Below are 16,709 nucleotides of genomic sequence, written 5' to 3' on the forward strand. Positions count from 1 at the left end.
GCGCTCTTACCGGGCCGAAGCGAGTTGAGTGAAGGCGGTGCCGAGCCATTGCTGCACGCCATGCATCGTCGCAGCAGAGGTATCGAGGAACGGTTGCGGGTACACGCCGATGTAAATCAGCAGTGCCGCCAGGCCGACCACCATGATCAGTTCGCGAGCATCCATGCCGTGCAACACCGCGTCCGATTTGGACGGGCCGAAGTAGGCACGGTGGATCATGATCAGCGAGTAGACCGAACCGAACACCAGGCCCGACGTCGCGATGATCGTGACCACAGGCGCAGCGGGGAAGGTGCCGATCAGGATCAGGAACTCACCGACGAAGTTACCGGTGCCCGGCAAGCCCAGCGACGCGGCAGCGAAGAACAGGCTGATGGCCGGCAGGTACGCGATCTTCGACCACAGTCCACCCATTTCACGCATGTCGCGGGTGTGGGTGCGTTCGTACAGCTGACCACTGAGGATAAACAGTGCAGCGGCCGAAACGCCGTGTGCCAACATCTGCATCACCGCGCCCTGCAGCGCCAGTTGGCTGCCGGAGTAGATGCCGATCAGTACGAAGCCCATGTGGGAAACGGACGAGAAGGCGATCAGACGCTTGATGTCGGTTTGTGCGAACGCCAGGAACGCGCCGTAGAAAATTCCGACCAGACCCAGGGTCATGGCAATCGGCGCGAACTCGGCCGAAGCATTCGGGAACAGCGGCAGGGCGAAGCGCAGCAAACCGTAAGCAGCGGTTTTCAACAAGATACCGGCGAGGTCAACCGAACCTGCCGTTGGCGCCTGGGCGTGAGCATCGGGCAACCACGAGTGGAACGGCACGACCGGCAGCTTCACCGCGAAAGCGATGAAGAAGCCGAGCATCAGGATGTACTCGGTGGTGAGCGACATCTTGGTTTTCAGCAGGTCGGCGTAGTTGAACGTGATCACGCCGGTGCTGTTGAAGTTGACCAGAACCAGCCCGAGGATCGCCACCAACATGATCAGGCCGGAAGCCTGAGTGAAGATGAAGAACTTGGTCGCCGCGTAGATCCGGGTTTTCTTGCCGTCCGAAGAACTGTGACCCCAGAGCGCGATGAGGAAGTACATCGGCACCAGCATCATTTCCCAGAAGAAGAAGAACATGAACAGGTCGAGGGCGAGGAACACGCCGACGACACCGCCCAGGATCCACATCAGGTTCAAGTGGAAGAAACCAACGTGACGTTGAATCTCTTTCCACGAGCAGAGTACCGAGAGGATACCCAGCAGACCGGTCAGCAGGATCATCAGCAGCGACAGGCCGTCGAGGGCCAGGTGCACGCTGATGCCGAAGCGCTGGATCCAGATGTGCTTGAACTCAAGCGCCCAGGTCGGGTCGGCGCCAGGTGCCGGAGCAAATGAATAATCACCGTGGGCCCACAGCCAGAGGCCGAGTGCGAGTTCCAGGGTCATGGTCAACAGCGCAATCCAGCGGGGGAGGGTGGCGCCGAAGCGCTCACCCATCCAGCACAGCAGGCCGCCGATGAAGGGGATCAGGATTAGCCAAGGCAGAATCATGACGGGCTCAATTCCTTTCGCAAGTTCGCAAGGTTCATATTCAGACCGCTACCAGCACGATGGCGCCGATGACCAGCACGGAGCCGGCAGCCATCGATGCCGCGTACCAACGCAGTTGACCGGTTTCGGTACGGCTCAGGGCGGTGTGGCCGCCTTTGGCCATACGCGGGATCAGACCGATGGTCTGGTCGAGCGGGTCTTTGCGCAGTACGTGGCTGATCGCCAGGTATGGCTTGACGAACAGTTTGTCGTAGATCCAGTCGAAGCCCCAGGCAGCGAACCACCAGGCCGAAAGGAAGCGGCCGATGCCGCTGTTGGCGATTGCAGTGACGAAACGACGCTTGCCGAGGAACAGCAGCGCGGCCAGCAGGATACCGGCCAGGGCGATGGCGCCCGAAGCGATTTCCAGACTGTGCTTGGCTTCGCCGCCGGCGTGGCCGACGCTTTCCGGCAGCACACCGTGCAGCGGCGGAACGATCATCGCGCCAATGGCGGTGGACAATACGATCAGCACCGACAGTGGCAGCCAGTGAGCGATGCCGTGACCGGCGTGCGCTTCGGTCTTCGCTTCACCGTGGAACGCGATGAAGATCAGGCGGAAGGTGTACAGCGACGTCATGAACGCGCCGACCAGACCGGCGTACAGCAGGCCGTTGTTGCCGCTGGCGAACGCTTCCCAAAGGATTTCGTCCTTGGAGTAGAAGCCTGCGGTCACCAGTGGCAGGGCCGCCAGGGCCGCGCCGCCGACGATGAAGCTGGTGTAGGCCAGTGGCAGTTTCTTCCACAGGCCACCCATCTTGAAGATGTTCTGCTCGTGGTGGCAGGCAACGATCACCGCACCGGAGGCAAGGAACAGCAGCGCCTTGAAGAAGGCGTGGGTCATCAGGTGGAAGATCGCGCCATCCCATGCGCCAACGCCCAGCGCCAGGAACATGTAGCCGATCTGGCTCATGGTCGAGTAGGCGAGGATACGTTTGATGTCGGTCTGCACCAGTGCGGCAAAACCGGCGAGTACCAGGGTCACGCCGCCGACGATGCCGACCAGGTGCAGGATTTCCGGCGCCAGGGTGAACAGGCCATGGGTACGGGCGATCAGGTAGACACCGGCGGTCACCATGGTCGCGGCGTGGATCAGTGCCGAAACCGGAGTAGGACCGGCCATCGCATCCGCCAGCCAGGTTTGCAGTGGCAGTTGCGCGGATTTACCGACAGCGCCGCCCAGCAGCATCAGGGTGGCCATGACCATCCAGAAGTCGCCGGCCTGGAATTTCTGCGGTGCCAGCACCAGCAGTTCCTGGACGTTCAGTGTGCCCAGTTGGGCGAACAGGATGAACAGGCCGATGGCCATGAACACGTCGCCGATGCGGGTCACGATAAAGGCTTTGAGTGCCGCGTTACCGTTGTTGCGGTTGCTGTAGTAGAAACCGATCAACAGGTACGAGCACAGGCCAACGCCTTCCCAGCCGAAGTACAGGAACAACAGGTTATCGCCCAGGATCAGGAACAGCATGCTGGCGATAAACAGGTTGGTGTAAGCGAAGAAGCGCGAGTAACCGTCTTCACCGCGCATGTACCACGACGCGAACAGGTGGATCAGGAAGCCGACGCCGACCACCACACCGAGCATGGTGACCGACAGGCCATCCAGGTACAGCGCGAAGTTCGGCGTGAAGCCTTCCACCGCCATCCACTGCCACAACACCTGGGTGTAGTGACCGCCTTCAGGTGGCGCGACGTTGAATTGCCAGATCACATAAGCCGTGACGATGGCAGACAGGCCGATGGAACCGACGCCAATCAGCGCCGAAAGGTTTTCCGAAAAGCGTCCCCGGGAGAACGACAGCAACAGGAAACCGATGAGAGGGAATACGAAAGTCAGATAGAGAAGATTCATCCGCGCATCTCGCTGGCAGCGTCGATATCGAGAGTGTGGAAGCGGCGATACAGCTGCAACAGAATCGCCAGGCCAATACTGGCCTCGGCGGCTGCCAGGCTGATCACCAGGATGAACATGATCTGTCCATCCGGCTGCGCCCAGCGGCTACCGGCAACGATGAACGCCAACGCGGAGGCATTCATCATGACCTCCAGGCTCATCAGCACGAAGAGAATGTTGCGGCGGACCATCAGGCCGACCAGACCGAGGCAGAACAGGATGCCGGCGACCGCCAGACCATGCTCCAAAGGGATAGCAGGCATCGTCATTGCTCCTTGGCTTCGTTACGGCCCAAGTGGAACGCCGTCACGGCTGCGGCAAGCAGCAGCATCGAGGCGAGTTCGACCACCAGCAGGTACGGGCCGAACAGGCTGATGCCCACGGCCTTGGCGTCTACGGTGGTGTGGCCGATGGCCTGGCCGCTCTGGTGGCTGAACAGCACGTACAGCAACTCGGCCAGCAGCAAGGAACCGAGAATCACCGGACCGAGCCAGATTCCGGGCTTGAGCCAGACGCGCTCTTGCTGAACCGAGGCCGGGCCCAGGTTCAGCATCATCACCACGAACACGAACAGCACCATGATGGCGCCAGCGTAGGCGATCACTTCCAGAACACCGGCAAACGGTGCGCCGAGGGCGAAGAACGTCATGGCCACGGCGATCAGCGAAATGATCAGGTAGAGCAGGGCGTGCACAGGGTTGGTGTGGGTGATCACGCGAAGCGTGGACACCACAGCGATACCCGATGCGAAATAGAAAGCGAATTCCATCTTTCTTCCTTAAGGCAGCAAGCTCTTCACGTTGATCGGTTCGGCTTCATTCTGCGCGGAGCCTTTCGGCTTCCCGGCAATCGCCATACCTGCAACACGATAGAAGTTGTAATCAGGGTTTTTGCCGGGGCCGGAGATCAGCAGATCTTCTTTCTCGTAAACCAGGTCCTGACGTTTGAACTCGGCCATCTCGAAATCCGGTGTCAGCTGGATCGCGGTGGTCGGGCAGGCTTCCTCGCAGAGGCCGCAGAAAATGCAGCGCGAGAAGTTGATGCGGAAGAAGTCCGGGTACCAGCGACCGTCTTCGGTTTCAGCTTTCTGCAGCGAGATGCAGCCAACCGGGCACGCCACGGCGCACAGGTTGCAGGCTACACAACGCTCTTCGCCATCAGGGTCGCGGGTCAGGACGATACGGCCACGGTAACGCGGCGGCAGGTACACCTGCTCTTCCGGGTACTGCAGCGTGTCGCGCTTGCGGAAGGCATGGCCGAAGATCATCACCAGGCTGCGAAGCTGGGTGAAGAAGCCATGCACGATGTCAAAAATGTACTTCATGATTCTCTATCCTCACTGAGCCGCGACGGCGGGCGTGTTGAGCAACACGATCGCAGCGGTCACCAGCATGTTGACGAGGGTCAGCGGCAGGCAGAACTTCCAGCTGAAATCCATCACTTGGTCATACCGTGGGCGCGGAATCGAGGCGCGCAGCAGGATGAAGATCATGATGAAGAACGCGGTTTTCAGCGCGAACCAGATGAACGGGATCTGCGGCAGAATGTTGAACGGACCGTGCCAGCCACCGAAGAACAAGGTCACCAGCAGCGCCGAAATCAACACGATGCCGATGTACTCGCCGACGAAGAACATGCCCCATTTCATGCCGGCGTATTCAATGTGGTAACCGTCGGCCAGTTCCTGCTCCGCTTCCGGCTGGTCGAACGGGTGACGGTGAGTCACGGCGACGCCAGCGATGAAGAAGGTCAGGAAACCGAAGATCTGCGGAATGATGAACCACAGGTTCTGCGCTTGGTATTCAACGATGTCGCGCATGTTGAACGAGCCGACCTGGATCACGATGCCCATCAGCGACAGACCCATGAACACTTCGTACGACACGGTCTGTGCCGAGGCCCGCAAGCTGCCCAGCAGGGCGAACTTGTTGTTACTCGACCAGCCGGCGAACAACACCGCGTAGACCGACAGACCGGCCATGGCGAAGAAGAACAGGATGCCGATGTTGATGTCCGCCACACCCCAGGTCGGGGTGATCGGGATGATCGCGAAGGCAATCAGCAGGGCGCTCATGGCGACTACCGGTGCCAGGGTGAAGATCATCTTGTCGGCGAACGGCGGGGTCCAGTCTTCCTTGAAGAACATCTTGATCATGTCGGCCGCGATCTGGAACGCGCCGAACGGGCCGACGCGGTTCGGACCGTAACGGTCCTGCCAGAGGGCGAGCAGACGACGCTCGACCCAGCTCAGCAGCGCGCCGCACACCACTACGGCGAGCAGAATCACGATGGCCTTGAGGATCGCGATGATCACGTCAATCACTTCAGGCGTGAACCAGGTCATTGAGCTGCCTCCTGCAGACCGTCAACGGATTTGCCAAAGATTGCCGGTGGAATGCCCGCGATACCGGCCGGCAATGCGACCAGACCGGCACTCAGCTCTTCGTTGATGCGCAGCGGCAGACGCAAGTTCTGGCCGGCAACGTTCAAGCTCAGCAGGGCGCCGTCATTGACACCCAGGCGATCGGCTTCGGACTTGGCCAGCGCCACATAGGCGGCCGGAATGCGTTCCTGAACCGGAGCGGCTTTCGAAGAGTTCTCTTCGCTGCCGAGCAGGTGGAAGAACGGCACGACCTGCCAGGTTCCCGGTGCAGGGTTGAACGCACGTGGAACAGCAGCGAACCAGTTCAGCGAGTCACCGCTGCTTTCGATCAGGCGGGTGCCCGGGTCGCCAGCGCGGATGTGACCACCGACTTCGTCCTGGAACTTGTTCCAGGCTTGCGGCGAGTTCCAGCCCGGAGACCAGGCGAATGGCACTTGCTGACGCGGTTCGACCGAGCCCGAGTAACCTTCCATCGAGAAGTTGAACGCGGTGTCGTTGTCTTGCGGGGTACGCGGTTCGTGCACGCTGATGTCAGCGCGCATGGCAGTACGACCGGAATAACGCAGCGGTTCGCGGGCCAGTTTCATGCCCTTGATGCGGAACGCGGCGGACGGTGCGGCGTCAACGATACGCGCCAGTTGCGGCGTGCTCGAAGCAACGGCAGCGGTGACGTGGTCCAGTTGGGTCCAGTCGATCGGCTGGCCCAGCAGGGTGGAACGCAGGGCATGCAGCCAGCGCCAGCCTTCGTGAACCAGGATGCTCGCGTCCATGTATTTCGGGTCGAAGACCTGGAAGAAGCGCTGGGCGCGGCCTTCCTGGCTGACCAGTGTACCGTCGCCTTCAGCGAAGCTGGCGGCTGGCAGAACCAGGTGCGCGCGATCGCTGGTGGCAGTCTTTTGATGGTCCGCGACGATAACCACTTTCGCGGCTGTCAGTGCGGCATCGACCTTGGCTTTGTCGGTACGGGTGTACAGATCGTTTTCCAGCACGACGATGGCGTCGGCCTTGCCATCGATCACCGCTTGCAGGGCTGCATCGACCGATTCGCCACCGAGCATGGCCAGGCCGAGGCTGTTGGCCTCAGGCACGATCAGGCTGATGGAACCGTTCTTCTCGCGCAGCTTCAGGGCCTTGGCGATGTTCGCCGCGGCTTCGATCAGCGCCTTGGAACCCAGCGAGGTGCCAGCAATGATCAGTGGACGCTTGGCGGCCAGCAGGGCATTGGCGATGCGCTGAGCCAGTTCAACGGCTTCGGCGTCGAGGCCTTCAACGGCCGGGGCGCTGGCGTCGAGGGCGTGAGCTACGGCGAAACCGATACGGGCCAGGTCGTCTGGTGCGGCGTGAACGCATTCTTCGGCGATGTCGTCGAGCTTGGTTTCAGCCAGGCTGGCGATGAACAGCGGGTTCAGTTCGTGCTGACCGATGTTCTTCACCGCGGCGTCGAGCCAAGGCTGAACGCGCATGGCGTCGGCCATGTCTTCGGCCTTGCCTTTGACCGATTGACGCAGGGACAGGGCCATGCGCGCAGCCGTCTGGGTCAAGTCTTCGCCGAGGACGAAGATCGCATCGTGGTCTTCGATGTCGCGCATGTTCGGGATTGGCAGCGGGCTGTCTTTGAGCACCTGCATGACCAGGCGAATGCGCGCAAGCTCCTCAGCTTCGATACCGGAGTAGAAGTGCTCGGCGCCGACCAGTTCGCGCAACGCGTAGTTGCTTTCGAGGCTGGCACGCGGCGAACCGATACCGACGATGTTGCGACCGCGCAGCAGGTCAGCGGCTTTATCCAGCGCTTCGTCGAGGCTCAGCTTGGCGCCGTTGGCCAGCAATGGCTGACGCGGGCGGTCTTCGCGGTTGACGTAGCCATAGCCGAAACGGCCACGGTCGCACAGGAAGTACTGGTTGACCGAACCGTTGAAGCGGTTTTCGATCCGACGCAGTTCGCCGTAGCGCTCACCCGGGGAGATGTTGCAACCGCTGGAGCAGCCATGGCAGATGCTCGGCGAGAATTGCATGTCCCACTTGCGGTTGTAGCGCTCGGAGTGAGTCTTGTCGGTGAACACACCGGTCGGGCAGACCTCGGTGAGGTTGCCGGAGAACTCGCTTTCCAGCACGCCGTCTTCAACGCGACCGAAGTACACGTTGTCGTGGGCGCCAAACACACCGAGGTCAGTGCCGCCGGCGTAGTCCTTATAGAAGCGCACGCAGCGGTAGCAAGCGATGCAGCGGTTCATTTCGTGGGAAATGAACGGGCCCAGTTGCTGGTTCTGGTGAGTACGCTTGGTGAAGCGATAACGGCGCTCGTTGTGGCCGGTCATCACGGTCATGTCTTGCAGGTGGCAGTGACCGCCTTCCTCACAGACCGGGCAGTCGTGAGGGTGGTTGGTCATCAGCCATTCAACGACGCTGGCGCGGAAGACTTTCGCTTCTTCGTCGTCGATGGAGATCCAGCTGCCATCGGTGGCGGGCGTCATGCAGGACATGACGATCCGACCACGTTTGTCGTTCTCGTCGGTGTACTGCTTGACCGCGCACTGGCGGCAAGCGCCAACGCTGCCAAGGGCGGGGTGCCAGCAGAAATAAGGGATATCGAGGCCTAGCGACAGACATGCCTGTAACAGGTTGTCTGCCCCATCGACTTCGAGCTCTTTGCCGTCTACGTGGATAGTGGCCATGGTTCAAAGTTCTTCGTTGGCCCGGTGTCAGCGGGCGTGGCTAATGGAATCTTGTTTTCGTGCGAATCAAAACAGCCCATGAAAGGCGTCATCGAACGAAAGGCGAAGGGCACGGACCCTTCGCCTTTTAAGCGTTAAGCGCCGACTACGATCGGCCTGGCCAGAGGCGGGACGACGGCGCTGGTAGGCGCGATGCCGGCTTCGAACTCATGGCGGAAGTATTTGATTGCGCTGCCCAACGGCTCCACGGCGCCCGGTGCGTGAGCACAGAAGGTCTTGCCAGGGCCGAGGAAACCGACCAGACCCAGCAGGGTCTCGATGTCGCCGGCTTGCCCTTCACCGTTCTCGATTGCGCGCAGCAGCTTGACGCTCCACGGCAAACCGTCACGGCACGGGGTGCAGAAACCGCACGACTCGCGGGAGAAGAATTCTTCCATGTTGCGCAGCAGGGACACCATGTTGACGCTGTCGTCCACCGCCATCGCCAGGCCGGTACCCATACGGGTGCCCACTTTGGCGATGCCGCCGGCGTACATTTGTGCGTCCAGGTGTTCCGGCAACAGGAAACCGGTACCGGCGCCGCCTGGCTGCCAGGCTTTGAGCTTGAAGCCGTCGCGCATGCCGCCAGCGTAGTCTTCGAACAGCTCGCGACCGGTGACGCCGAACGGCAATTCCCACAGGCCCGGGTTCTTGACCTTGCCGGAGAAGCCCATGAGCTTGGTGCCCATGTCTTCACTGCCTTCACGCGCCAACGATTTGTACCAGTCCACGCCGTCGGCAATGATCGCCGGGACGTTGCACAGGGTTTCTACGTTGTTCACGCAAGTCGGCTTGCCCCACACGCCAACGGCGGCAGGGAAGGGCGGCTTGGAGCGCGGGTTGGCGCGGCGGCCTTCGAGGGAGTTGATCAGCGCGGTTTCTTCACCGCAGATGTAACGCCCGGCGCCAGTGTGGACGAACAGCTCGAAATCGAAGCCGCTGCCCAGGATGTTCTTGCCCAGCAGGCCGGCGGCTTTGGCTTCTTCCACGGCACGGTTGAGGTGCTTGGCGGCGGTGGTGTATTCGCCACGCAGGAAGATGTAGCCACGGTAGGTTTTCAGCGCGCGGGCACTGATCAGCATGCCTTCGATCAGCAGATGGGGCAGTTGCTCCATCAGCATGCGGTCTTTCCAGGTGTTCGGCTCCATTTCATCCGCGTTGCACAGCAGGTAGCGGATGTTGATGGATTCGTCTTTGGGCATCAGGCCCCACTTCACGCCCGTGGGGAAGCCTGCACCGCCGCGACCCTTGAGGCCGGCGTCTTTCACAGTCTGGACGATGTCGTCCTGAGCCATGTCGGCGAAGGCCTTGCGCGCAGCGGCGTAACCGTTCTTGGCCTGGTACTCGTCGAGCCAGACAGCTTCGCCGTCGTCACGCAGACGCCAGGTCAGCGGGTGAGTCTCGGCCGAACGCTTGATGCGGTTGGCAGGACCGAAGGAAGTCAGGGTCATACGTAGCCCTCGAGCAATTTGGCAACGCCGGCAGGCTGCACATCACCGAAAGTGTCGTCGTCGATCATCAACGCCGGCGCCTTGTCGCAGTTGCCGAGGCAGCAGACCGGCAGCAGGGTGAAACGACCGTCGGCGGTGGTCTGACCCAGGCCAATGCCCAGATTGCTCTGGATTTCGCTGACCACGGACTCGTGGCCGCCGATGTAGCAGACCATGCTGTCGCAGACGCGAATGATGTGGCGGCCGACGGGCTGACGGAAGATCTGGCTATAGAACGTAGCCACACCTTCAACGTCGCTGGCCGGGATGCCGAGGATCTCGCCGATGGCGTAGAGCGCGCCGTCAGGCACCCAGCCACGTTCCTTCTGGACGATCTTCAGGGCTTCGATCGACGCCGCGCGCGGGTCTTCGTAGTGATGCAGCTCGTGCTCGATGGCCGAGCGCTCGGTTTCACTCAAAGTGAAACGGTCTGTCTGGATAAGCGTGCTGTTCATGCTTAGCGGTCCACGTCGGCCATAACGAAATCGATACTACCCAGGTACGCGATCAAGTCCGCGACCATGCTGCCTTTGATCACCGAAGGGATCTGCTGCAGGTGCGGGAAGCTTGGGGTGCGAATCCGGGTGCGGTAGCTCATGGTGCCGCCATCGCTCGTCAGGTAATAACTGTTGATGCCCTTGGTCGCTTCGATCATCTGGAAGGATTCGTTGGCCGGCATGACCGGGCCCCACGAAACTTGCAGGAAGTGCGTGATCAGGGTCTCGATGTGCTGCAGGGTGCGCTCTTTCGGCGGCGGCGTGGTCAGCGGGTGATCCGCCTTGTACGGGCCTTCCGGCATGTTGCGCATGCACTGCTCGATGATCTTGATGCTCTGGCGCATTTCTTCGACACGTACGATGCAACGATCGTAGGCATCGCCATTGGCGGCCAGCGGCACTTCGAATTCGAAGTTTTCGTACCCGGAGTACGGGCGGGCTTTACGCAGGTCGAAGTCGCAACCGGTCGAACGCAGGCCTGCACCGGTGACGCCCCATTCGAAGGCCTCTTTGGTGTTGTAGGCAGCGACGCCGATGGTCCGGCCCTTGAGGATGCTGTTGTCCAGTGCGGCTTTCTGGTATTCGTCCAGACGCTTTGGCATCCACTCGACGAAGTCTTTCACCAGTTTTTCCCAGCCGCGCGGCAGGTCGTGGGCGACGCCACCGATGCGGTACCAGGCCGGGTGCAGACGGAAACCGGTGATGGCTTCGATCACCGTGTACGCCTTCTGACGGTCGGTGAAGGTGAAGAACACCGGGGTCATGGCGCCGACGTCCTGGATGTAGGTCCCGAGGAACAGCAGGTGGCTGGTGATCCGGAAGAACTCGGCCATCATGATGCGGATGACGTCGACCTTCTCGGGCACCTTGATGCCGGCCAGCTTCTCGACCGAGAGCACGTACGGCAGGTTGTTCATCACGCCGCCGAGGTAGTCGATACGGTCGGTGTACGGGATGAAGCTGTGCCAGGACTGACGTTCGGCCATCTTCTCGGCACCACGGTGGTGGTAACCGACGTCGGGCACGCAATCGACGATCTCTTCACCGTCCAGCTGCAGGATGATGCGGAACGCACCGTGCGCGGAAGGGTGGTTGGGACCGAGGTTGAGGAACATGTAGTCCTCGTTCGCCCCGGAACGCTTCATGCCCCAGTCTTCAGGCTTGAAGCGCGCGGCTTCTTCCTCAAGCTGTTGCTTGGCCAGGTTCAGGGTGAACGGGTCGAACTCGGTGGCACGGGCCGGGAAGTCCTTGCGCAGCGGGTGACCTTCCCAGGTCGGCGGCATCATGATGCGGGTCAGGTGCGGGTGGCCGGCAAAGTTGATGCCGTACATGTCCCACACTTCACGCTCGTACCAGTTGGCGTTCGGCCAGATGCCGGTCACGGTCGGCACGCTGAGGTCGCTCTCGGACAAGGCGACCTTGATCATCACGTCACTATTACGTTCGATCGACATCAAGTGATAGAACACAGTGAAGTCGGCGCCGCCTGGCAGCCCTTGACGCTTGGTGCGCAGACGCTCGTCCACGCCGTGCAGGTCATAGAGCATGACGTACGGCTTGGGCAGGTTGCGCAGGAAGGTCAGGACTTCGACGAGTTTGGCACGGGCAACCCAAAGCACCGGCATGCCGGTGCGGGTAGGCTGGGCGGTGAACGCCTCGGGGCCAAAACGGTTGTTCAGTTCGACGACCACATCCTGGTCGTCTGCCTTATAAGGCGGGATGTACAGAGCACTGCCTGTAGTCATGGTTATTTATCGCTTTCGGTCAACGTAAAGAATGAAGCCAGTGTCTCGTTCTATTAAAGAAGCAGATCTGGATCAGACTTCGTCGGGGCTGCGCAGGTTGGTGACTGCGATTCGCTGTTCGCGGCGCTTTTCCTTTTCGGAAGGCATCTCGGCGCGATACACGCCTTGATCACCTACGACCCAGGAAAGCGGACGACGCTCCTGTCCAATCGACTCCTGCAGGAGCATCAAGCCTTGCAGAAAAGCTTCGGGACGGGGCGGGCAGCCAGGCACGTAGACGTCCACGGGCAGGAACTTGTCCACCCCTTGAACGACGGAGTAGATGTCGTACATGCCACCGGAGTTGGCGCACGAACCCATGGAGATAACCCATTTAGGCTCGAGCATTTGCTCGTAGAGACGCTGAATGATCGGCGCCATCTTGATGAAGCAGGTGCCGGCGATAACCATGAAATCCGCCTGACGCGGCGATGCCCGAATAACCTCGGCGCCAAAGCGCGCGATGTCGTGGGGCGCCGTGAAGGCGGTGGTCATTTCCACGTAGCAGCACGAAAGACCGAAGTTATACGGCCACAGGGAGTTCTTGCGCCCCCAGTTGATCGTGCCGTTAAGCACGTCTTCGAGCTTGCCCATGAAGATGTTTTTGTGGACTTGATCTTCTAACGGATCGGAAACGGTTTCCCGTTCGCCAATCGGATACTGCTCGTTAGGAGCATCGGGGTCGATCCTGGTGAGATTGTATTGCATTGCCAAAGCCTCATTGTTTCAGCTTCGCCTGCCGCTTGCGACGAGCTTCCGGAGCCCAGTCAAGGGCGCCCACTCGGAACAGGTAGACAAGACCTGCCAACAGAATTGCTATGAAAACGAGAGCTTCGACGAATCCGGTCCAGCCGCTTTCGCGGACGGACACAGACCAGGCAAAGAGAAAGAGGGCTTCGATATCGAAGATCACGAAGAGCATCGCGACCAGATAGAATTTGGCTGAGAGCCGCAAGCGGGCGCCACCTGTAGGTAGCATGCCGGACTCGAACGGTTCGTTTTTGCTGCGGCCCCAGGCTTTTGACCCGAGGAGGCTGGAGACGCCGAGCATGAAGGCGCAAAGGCCGACAACGCCCAGAAGGAAAATGGCAAAGCCCCAGTTGTGGGCCATGAGTCCTGTCGCTTCGGGCATGCTGGTAATCCTTAACAGAGAGCAAAGGTCTCTGAGCTTGAAAAAGAAACAAAGCAGTGACGATATGTCGCAGCAATCAATCCCGCTGATTTTATGGCACAACACCGTGCAAGTAAAATTCAGATAGCGAAATTATTTAGCGGAATAAGGACATAGGGTACCTCCAAAGGCACGCGGCCCATGCGTTGCGGGCATTAGCCGGGTTTTCATCAATATTGTTTTGTAGGAAATGTAACGAACATAGTTTGAGCTAAATGATAATCAATATTGTTTGCGGTGATTTTTAAACTGTTTAACGGATGGGTGAGTGGGAAGTTGTCTTATATGCGCGTTACTGCAAGTAGCGGGCGAGGTCGTTTTACCCTGTTTTCCTGATCTTGAAACTGCTCTGGATCAAGGTTTGTCGCGCGGTTTTCGGGTTGAAACATTACCTGTGGGAGCCGGGCTTGCCCGCGATGGCGATGTGTCAGGCACCGCAGATGTCAACTGATGCACCGCCATCGCGGGCAAGCCCGGCTCCCACAGGTTCGCGGTGTTTATGAAATCGCAGGTAAAAAAACGCCCCGAACCAGTCGGGGCGTCAGATGTGCGGCGTTGCGGTTAGCTTTTTATTCGGTCCGCAACGGCCGTTCGTTCAGGCGAAGCAGATCAGTGGAACTGTTCTTCTTCAGTCGAGCCGGTCAGTGCGGTTACCGAAGACGTACCACCCTGGATCACGGTAGTCATGTCGTCGAAGTAGCCGGTGCCCACTTCCTGCTGGTGAGCCACGAAGGTGTAACCCTTGGCAGCGTCAGCGAACTCTTGCTCTTGCAGCTTCACGTAGGCAGTCATGTCGTTGCGGGCGTAGTCGTGCGCCAGGTTGAACATGCTGTGCCACATGTTGTGAATGCCGGCCAGGGTGATGAACTGGTGCTTGTAACCCATGGCGGACAATTCGCGCTGGAACTTGGCGATGGTCGCGTCGTCCAGGTTTTTCTTCCAGTTGAAGGAAGGCGAGCAGTTGTACGACAGCAGTTGGTCCGGGTATTCCTTTTTGATCGCTTCAGCGAAGCGACGGGCTTCGTCCAGATCCGGCTTGGCGGTTTCACACCAGATCAGGTCGGCGTACGGCGCGTAAGCCAGGCCGCGAGCGATGGCCTGGTCGAGACCGGCGCGCACTTTGTAGAAGCCTTCCTGGGTACGTTCGCCAGTCACGAATGGCTGGTCGTACGGGTCGCAATCCGAAGTCAGCAGGTCAGCCGCGTTGGCGTCGGTACGGGCCAGGATGATGGTCGGCGTGCCGGCAACGTCAGCGGCCAGACGAGCCGCAGTCAGCTTCTGCACAGCTTCCTGGGTAGGAACCAGTACCTTGCCGCCCATGTGGCCGCATTTTTTCACGGAAGCCAGTTGGTCTTCGAAGTGAACGCCGGCGGCGCCTGCTTCGATCATGCTCTTCATCAGCTCGTAAGCGTTCAGTACGCCGCCGAAACCGGCTTCGGCGTCAGCCACGATTGGCGCGAAGTAGTCGATGTAGCCTTCGTCGCCCGGGCCTTTGCCGGCTTTCCACTGAATCTGGTCAGCACGACGGAACGAGTTATTGATGCGCTTGACCACGGTTGGAACCGAGTCCACCGGGTACAGCGACTGATCCGGGTACATCGATTCGGCGGAGTTGTTGTCCGCAGCCACTTGCCAGCCCGACAGGTAGATCGCCTGGATGCCGGCCTTTACTTGCTGTACAGCCTGGCCGCCAGTCAGGGCGCCCATGCAGTTGACGAAATCTTTCTCAGGACGGAAGGACGGCTTGGCGCCCTGGGTCACCAGGTTCCAGAGCTTCTCGGCGCCGAGTTTTGCAAAGGTGTGCTCAGGTTGAACCGAGCCACGCAGGCGGACGACGTCAGCAGCGGAGTAAGCGCGTGTCACGCCTTTCCAGCGTGGGTTTTCAGCCCAGTCTTTTTCGAGGGCTGCAATTTGCTGTTCGCGTGTCAGTGCCATGGAGATAAACCTCGTCGCGTCTTTTACGGAAAGTTGTTCTGCGGTGGAAAATTCATGCGCTCGCAGACCAGAAGCTTAGGCGGTCAAGTCGAATTCGGCGGGATTGGCGACGGGATGAACGATGGGCTCGAGGGGAAGTGAGCAGGTAAGGGCGGACTGTCGAGCGCATTCGGGCGTCGTGGGCCTTTATACAAACTTCAGTGTGATGCCGGGTTACCTAAATACGCTTCCGTCCCTCGGGACAACTTCGTTCCAGTCGGCAACCTCGTCAAACACACCTTGTGGGCGGTACAGACACGAAACGGCTCGCGGGGTAGATGCGAGCATCGCTTCGAAGGCCCTTGCCAGGGCCCCTGATTAGCGGGAGCGAGGCCATCATGCCTTTGCTTTTTTGGCTCGTCAAACGTTTTGTAGTGCTTTTTTTCAAGCACTACATCTTTGGTCTAATACGACTAATCAGTCAGTTTTCGGTGGTTTAGTCCAAAGTATCGACTTTCACCCGCAGGGTCATGTCATCCCGACCCTGAGTCGAGTAGCTGCGGGTCAGGCCCTGTTTGTCGGCCTGGGTCTGGCGATTCACGCCGGCCAGGGTGATCCATTCGCCGAGGCGGCCGGTGACGGTTGTGTCGGTGCTTTGCACGTTCACTACATCGGGACGTTCCTGGCTCATGCGGTCACGGTTTGTGCTGATCGACAAATGAACGATGTCACCGGTGACGCTGGCGGTGACATAGAAACCCTGGGTGACGTTGCGGTACTCGGTCTGGCTGCGCGGGTCGCCGTAGGAATCGGTCTGCGTGCTGGTCAGCGGTACGCTTTGGCCCACCTGGATCAGCGCCGGTGCGCCTTCGCTGGCCTGGACTTGCTGAATGCCACCGTCACGGCTTTCGGTGCTGCGATTGATGATTCGGGTCTGGCTGGGTTTGGCGCCATTGACCGAATAACCCTGATCTCCCTGGAAGTTGTTTTCGTTGGTGTCGACGGTGATCAGCAAGCGCTTGGGTTGAGTATCAAGTTTCGCAACAAGCGCTTTAAGTTCGTCGATCTTGCGCTGATCGGCGTTGACAATCAGTTGGTTGCCATAGGCGCTGACCTGGCCGTCCTTGCCGATAAAATCCTGGGCCATCGGCAGCATGTCGGCGCTGGTGTGGTAGTTCAGGGGCACGATCTCGGTGGCCGCCATGACCGTAAAACTGCAGGTCAGTAGCAGCGTGGTGAGCAGGGTGCGTAGGGACATATCCGTTATCTCCGACTTCTTGATGT

The 16,709-nt window shown here is 59.9% G+C and carries 14 protein-coding genes; all 14 read right to left on the bottom strand.

The window, feature by feature from the left end; genetic code table 11:
- Positions 1-6: 6 nt before the first annotated feature.
- The 14 genes from nuoM to F8N43_RS01870 all read right to left on the bottom strand — a co-directional run bounded on the left by nuoM (position 7) and on the right by F8N43_RS01870 (position 16,683).
- Complete coding sequence (nuoM, locus tag F8N43_RS01805; RefSeq protein ID WP_150653098.1) at positions 7-1,539, bottom strand: NADH-quinone oxidoreductase subunit M; 1,533 nt, start codon at positions 1,537-1,539, stop codon at positions 7-9.
- Between the two features lie 40 nt (positions 1,540-1,579).
- Positions 1,580-3,433 carry an NADH-quinone oxidoreductase subunit L gene (gene nuoL / locus F8N43_RS01810; protein WP_150631128.1) on the bottom strand — a complete coding sequence of 618 codons (1,854 nt, stop codon included), beginning with the start codon at positions 3,431-3,433 and terminating at the stop codon, positions 1,580-1,582.
- On the bottom strand, positions 3,430-3,738 hold the full coding sequence (nuoK, locus tag F8N43_RS01815; protein WP_007940879.1) for an NADH-quinone oxidoreductase subunit NuoK: 309 nt from the start codon (positions 3,736-3,738) through the stop codon (positions 3,430-3,432). The genes nuoL and nuoK overlap by 4 nt, the downstream gene beginning before the upstream one ends.
- 2 nt (positions 3,739-3,740) lie before the next feature.
- Complete coding sequence (nuoJ, locus tag F8N43_RS01820) at positions 3,741-4,244, bottom strand: NADH-quinone oxidoreductase subunit J (protein ID WP_150631129.1); 504 nt, start codon at positions 4,242-4,244, stop codon at positions 3,741-3,743.
- Positions 4,245-4,253: 9 nt separating this feature from the next.
- Positions 4,254-4,799: an NADH-quinone oxidoreductase subunit NuoI gene (nuoI, locus tag F8N43_RS01825; protein ID WP_191623666.1), complete on the bottom strand. Its 546-nt coding sequence runs from the start codon at positions 4,797-4,799 to the stop codon at positions 4,254-4,256.
- 12 nt (positions 4,800-4,811) lie between these two features.
- A complete protein-coding gene (nuoH, locus tag F8N43_RS01830) occupies positions 4,812-5,819 on the bottom strand; it encodes an NADH-quinone oxidoreductase subunit NuoH (protein WP_150653099.1) in 1,008 nt (335 codons plus the stop codon).
- The gene (nuoG, locus tag F8N43_RS01835; protein ID WP_150653100.1) at positions 5,816-8,530 is read right to left on the bottom strand and encodes an NADH-quinone oxidoreductase subunit NuoG; all 2,715 of its coding nucleotides are present in this window, start codon (positions 8,528-8,530) and stop codon (positions 5,816-5,818) included. Before nuoG ends, nuoH begins: the two co-directional genes overlap by 4 nt.
- Before the next feature lie 134 nt (positions 8,531-8,664).
- A complete protein-coding gene (gene nuoF / locus F8N43_RS01840) occupies positions 8,665-10,020 on the bottom strand; it encodes an NADH-quinone oxidoreductase subunit NuoF (protein WP_150631132.1) in 1,356 nt (451 codons plus the stop codon).
- Entirely contained in the window at positions 10,017-10,514 is a 498-nt protein-coding gene (gene nuoE, locus F8N43_RS01845) for an NADH-quinone oxidoreductase subunit NuoE (RefSeq protein ID WP_007946422.1), read from the bottom strand. The genes nuoF and nuoE overlap by 4 nt, the downstream gene beginning before the upstream one ends.
- Positions 10,515-10,516: 2 nt before the next feature.
- Entirely contained in the window at positions 10,517-12,301 is a 1,785-nt protein-coding gene (nuoC, locus tag F8N43_RS01850) for an NADH-quinone oxidoreductase subunit C/D (RefSeq protein ID WP_150638684.1), read from the bottom strand.
- A 72-nt stretch (positions 12,302-12,373) separates the two neighbouring features.
- Positions 12,374-13,048: a NuoB/complex I 20 kDa subunit family protein gene (locus F8N43_RS01855; RefSeq protein WP_007946424.1), complete on the bottom strand. Its 675-nt coding sequence runs from the start codon at positions 13,046-13,048 to the stop codon at positions 12,374-12,376.
- A gap of 10 nt (positions 13,049-13,058) precedes the next feature.
- Positions 13,059-13,472 (bottom strand): NADH-quinone oxidoreductase subunit A, encoded by a 414-nt coding sequence (locus tag F8N43_RS01860; protein ID WP_003223812.1) that lies wholly within the window; start codon positions 13,470-13,472, stop codon positions 13,059-13,061.
- A gap of 648 nt (positions 13,473-14,120) precedes the next feature.
- On the bottom strand, positions 14,121-15,446 hold the full coding sequence (gene aceA / locus F8N43_RS01865; RefSeq protein ID WP_053121621.1) for an isocitrate lyase: 1,326 nt from the start codon (positions 15,444-15,446) through the stop codon (positions 14,121-14,123).
- Positions 15,447-15,921: 475 nt separating this feature from the next.
- Entirely contained in the window at positions 15,922-16,683 is a 762-nt protein-coding gene (locus F8N43_RS01870) for a secretin N-terminal domain-containing protein (RefSeq protein ID WP_150653101.1), read from the bottom strand.
- Between the last annotated feature and the right edge of the window lie 26 nt (positions 16,684-16,709).

Origin of the sequence: Pseudomonas fluorescens, from assembly GCF_902498065.1 — a bacterium.
Lineage (GTDB): Bacteria > Pseudomonadota > Gammaproteobacteria > Pseudomonadales > Pseudomonadaceae > Aquipseudomonas > Aquipseudomonas fluorescens_BJ.

What these genes read in the sequence shown, in the direction of transcription:
- nuoM (WP_150653098.1), bottom strand. Translation starts at nt 1,539, where the DNA reads ATGATTCTGCCTTGGCTAATCCTGATCCCCTTCATCGGCGGCCTGCTG.
- nuoL (WP_150631128.1), bottom strand. Translation starts at nt 3,433, where the DNA reads ATGAATCTTCTCTATCTGACTTTCGTATTCCCTCTCATCGGTTTCCTG.
- nuoK (WP_007940879.1), bottom strand. Translation starts at nt 3,738, where the DNA reads ATGCCTGCTATCCCTTTGGAGCATGGTCTGGCGGTCGCCGGCATCCTG.
- nuoJ (WP_150631129.1), bottom strand. Translation starts at nt 4,244, where the DNA reads ATGGAATTCGCTTTCTATTTCGCATCGGGTATCGCTGTGGTGTCCACG.
- nuoI (WP_191623666.1), bottom strand. Translation starts at nt 4,799, where the DNA reads ATGAAGTACATTTTTGACATCGTGCATGGCTTCTTCACCCAGCTTCGC.
- nuoH (WP_150653099.1), bottom strand. Translation starts at nt 5,819, where the DNA reads ATGACCTGGTTCACGCCTGAAGTGATTGACGTGATCATCGCGATCCTC.
- nuoG (WP_150653100.1), bottom strand. Translation starts at nt 8,530, where the DNA reads ATGGCCACTATCCACGTAGACGGCAAAGAGCTCGAAGTCGATGGGGCA.
- nuoF (WP_150631132.1), bottom strand. Translation starts at nt 10,020, where the DNA reads ATGACCCTGACTTCCTTCGGTCCTGCCAACCGCATCAAGCGTTCGGCC.
- nuoE (WP_007946422.1), bottom strand. Translation starts at nt 10,514, where the DNA reads ATGAACAGCACGCTTATCCAGACAGACCGTTTCACTTTGAGTGAAACC.
- nuoC (WP_150638684.1), bottom strand. Translation starts at nt 12,301, where the DNA reads ATGACTACAGGCAGTGCTCTGTACATCCCGCCTTATAAGGCAGACGAC.
- F8N43_RS01855 (WP_007946424.1), bottom strand. Translation starts at nt 13,048, where the DNA reads ATGCAATACAATCTCACCAGGATCGACCCCGATGCTCCTAACGAGCAG.
- F8N43_RS01860 (WP_003223812.1), bottom strand. Translation starts at nt 13,472, where the DNA reads ATGCCCGAAGCGACAGGACTCATGGCCCACAACTGGGGCTTTGCCATT.
- aceA (WP_053121621.1), bottom strand. Translation starts at nt 15,446, where the DNA reads ATGGCACTGACACGCGAACAGCAAATTGCAGCCCTCGAAAAAGACTGG.
- F8N43_RS01870 (WP_150653101.1), bottom strand. Translation starts at nt 16,683, where the DNA reads ATGTCCCTACGCACCCTGCTCACCACGCTGCTACTGACCTGCAGTTTT.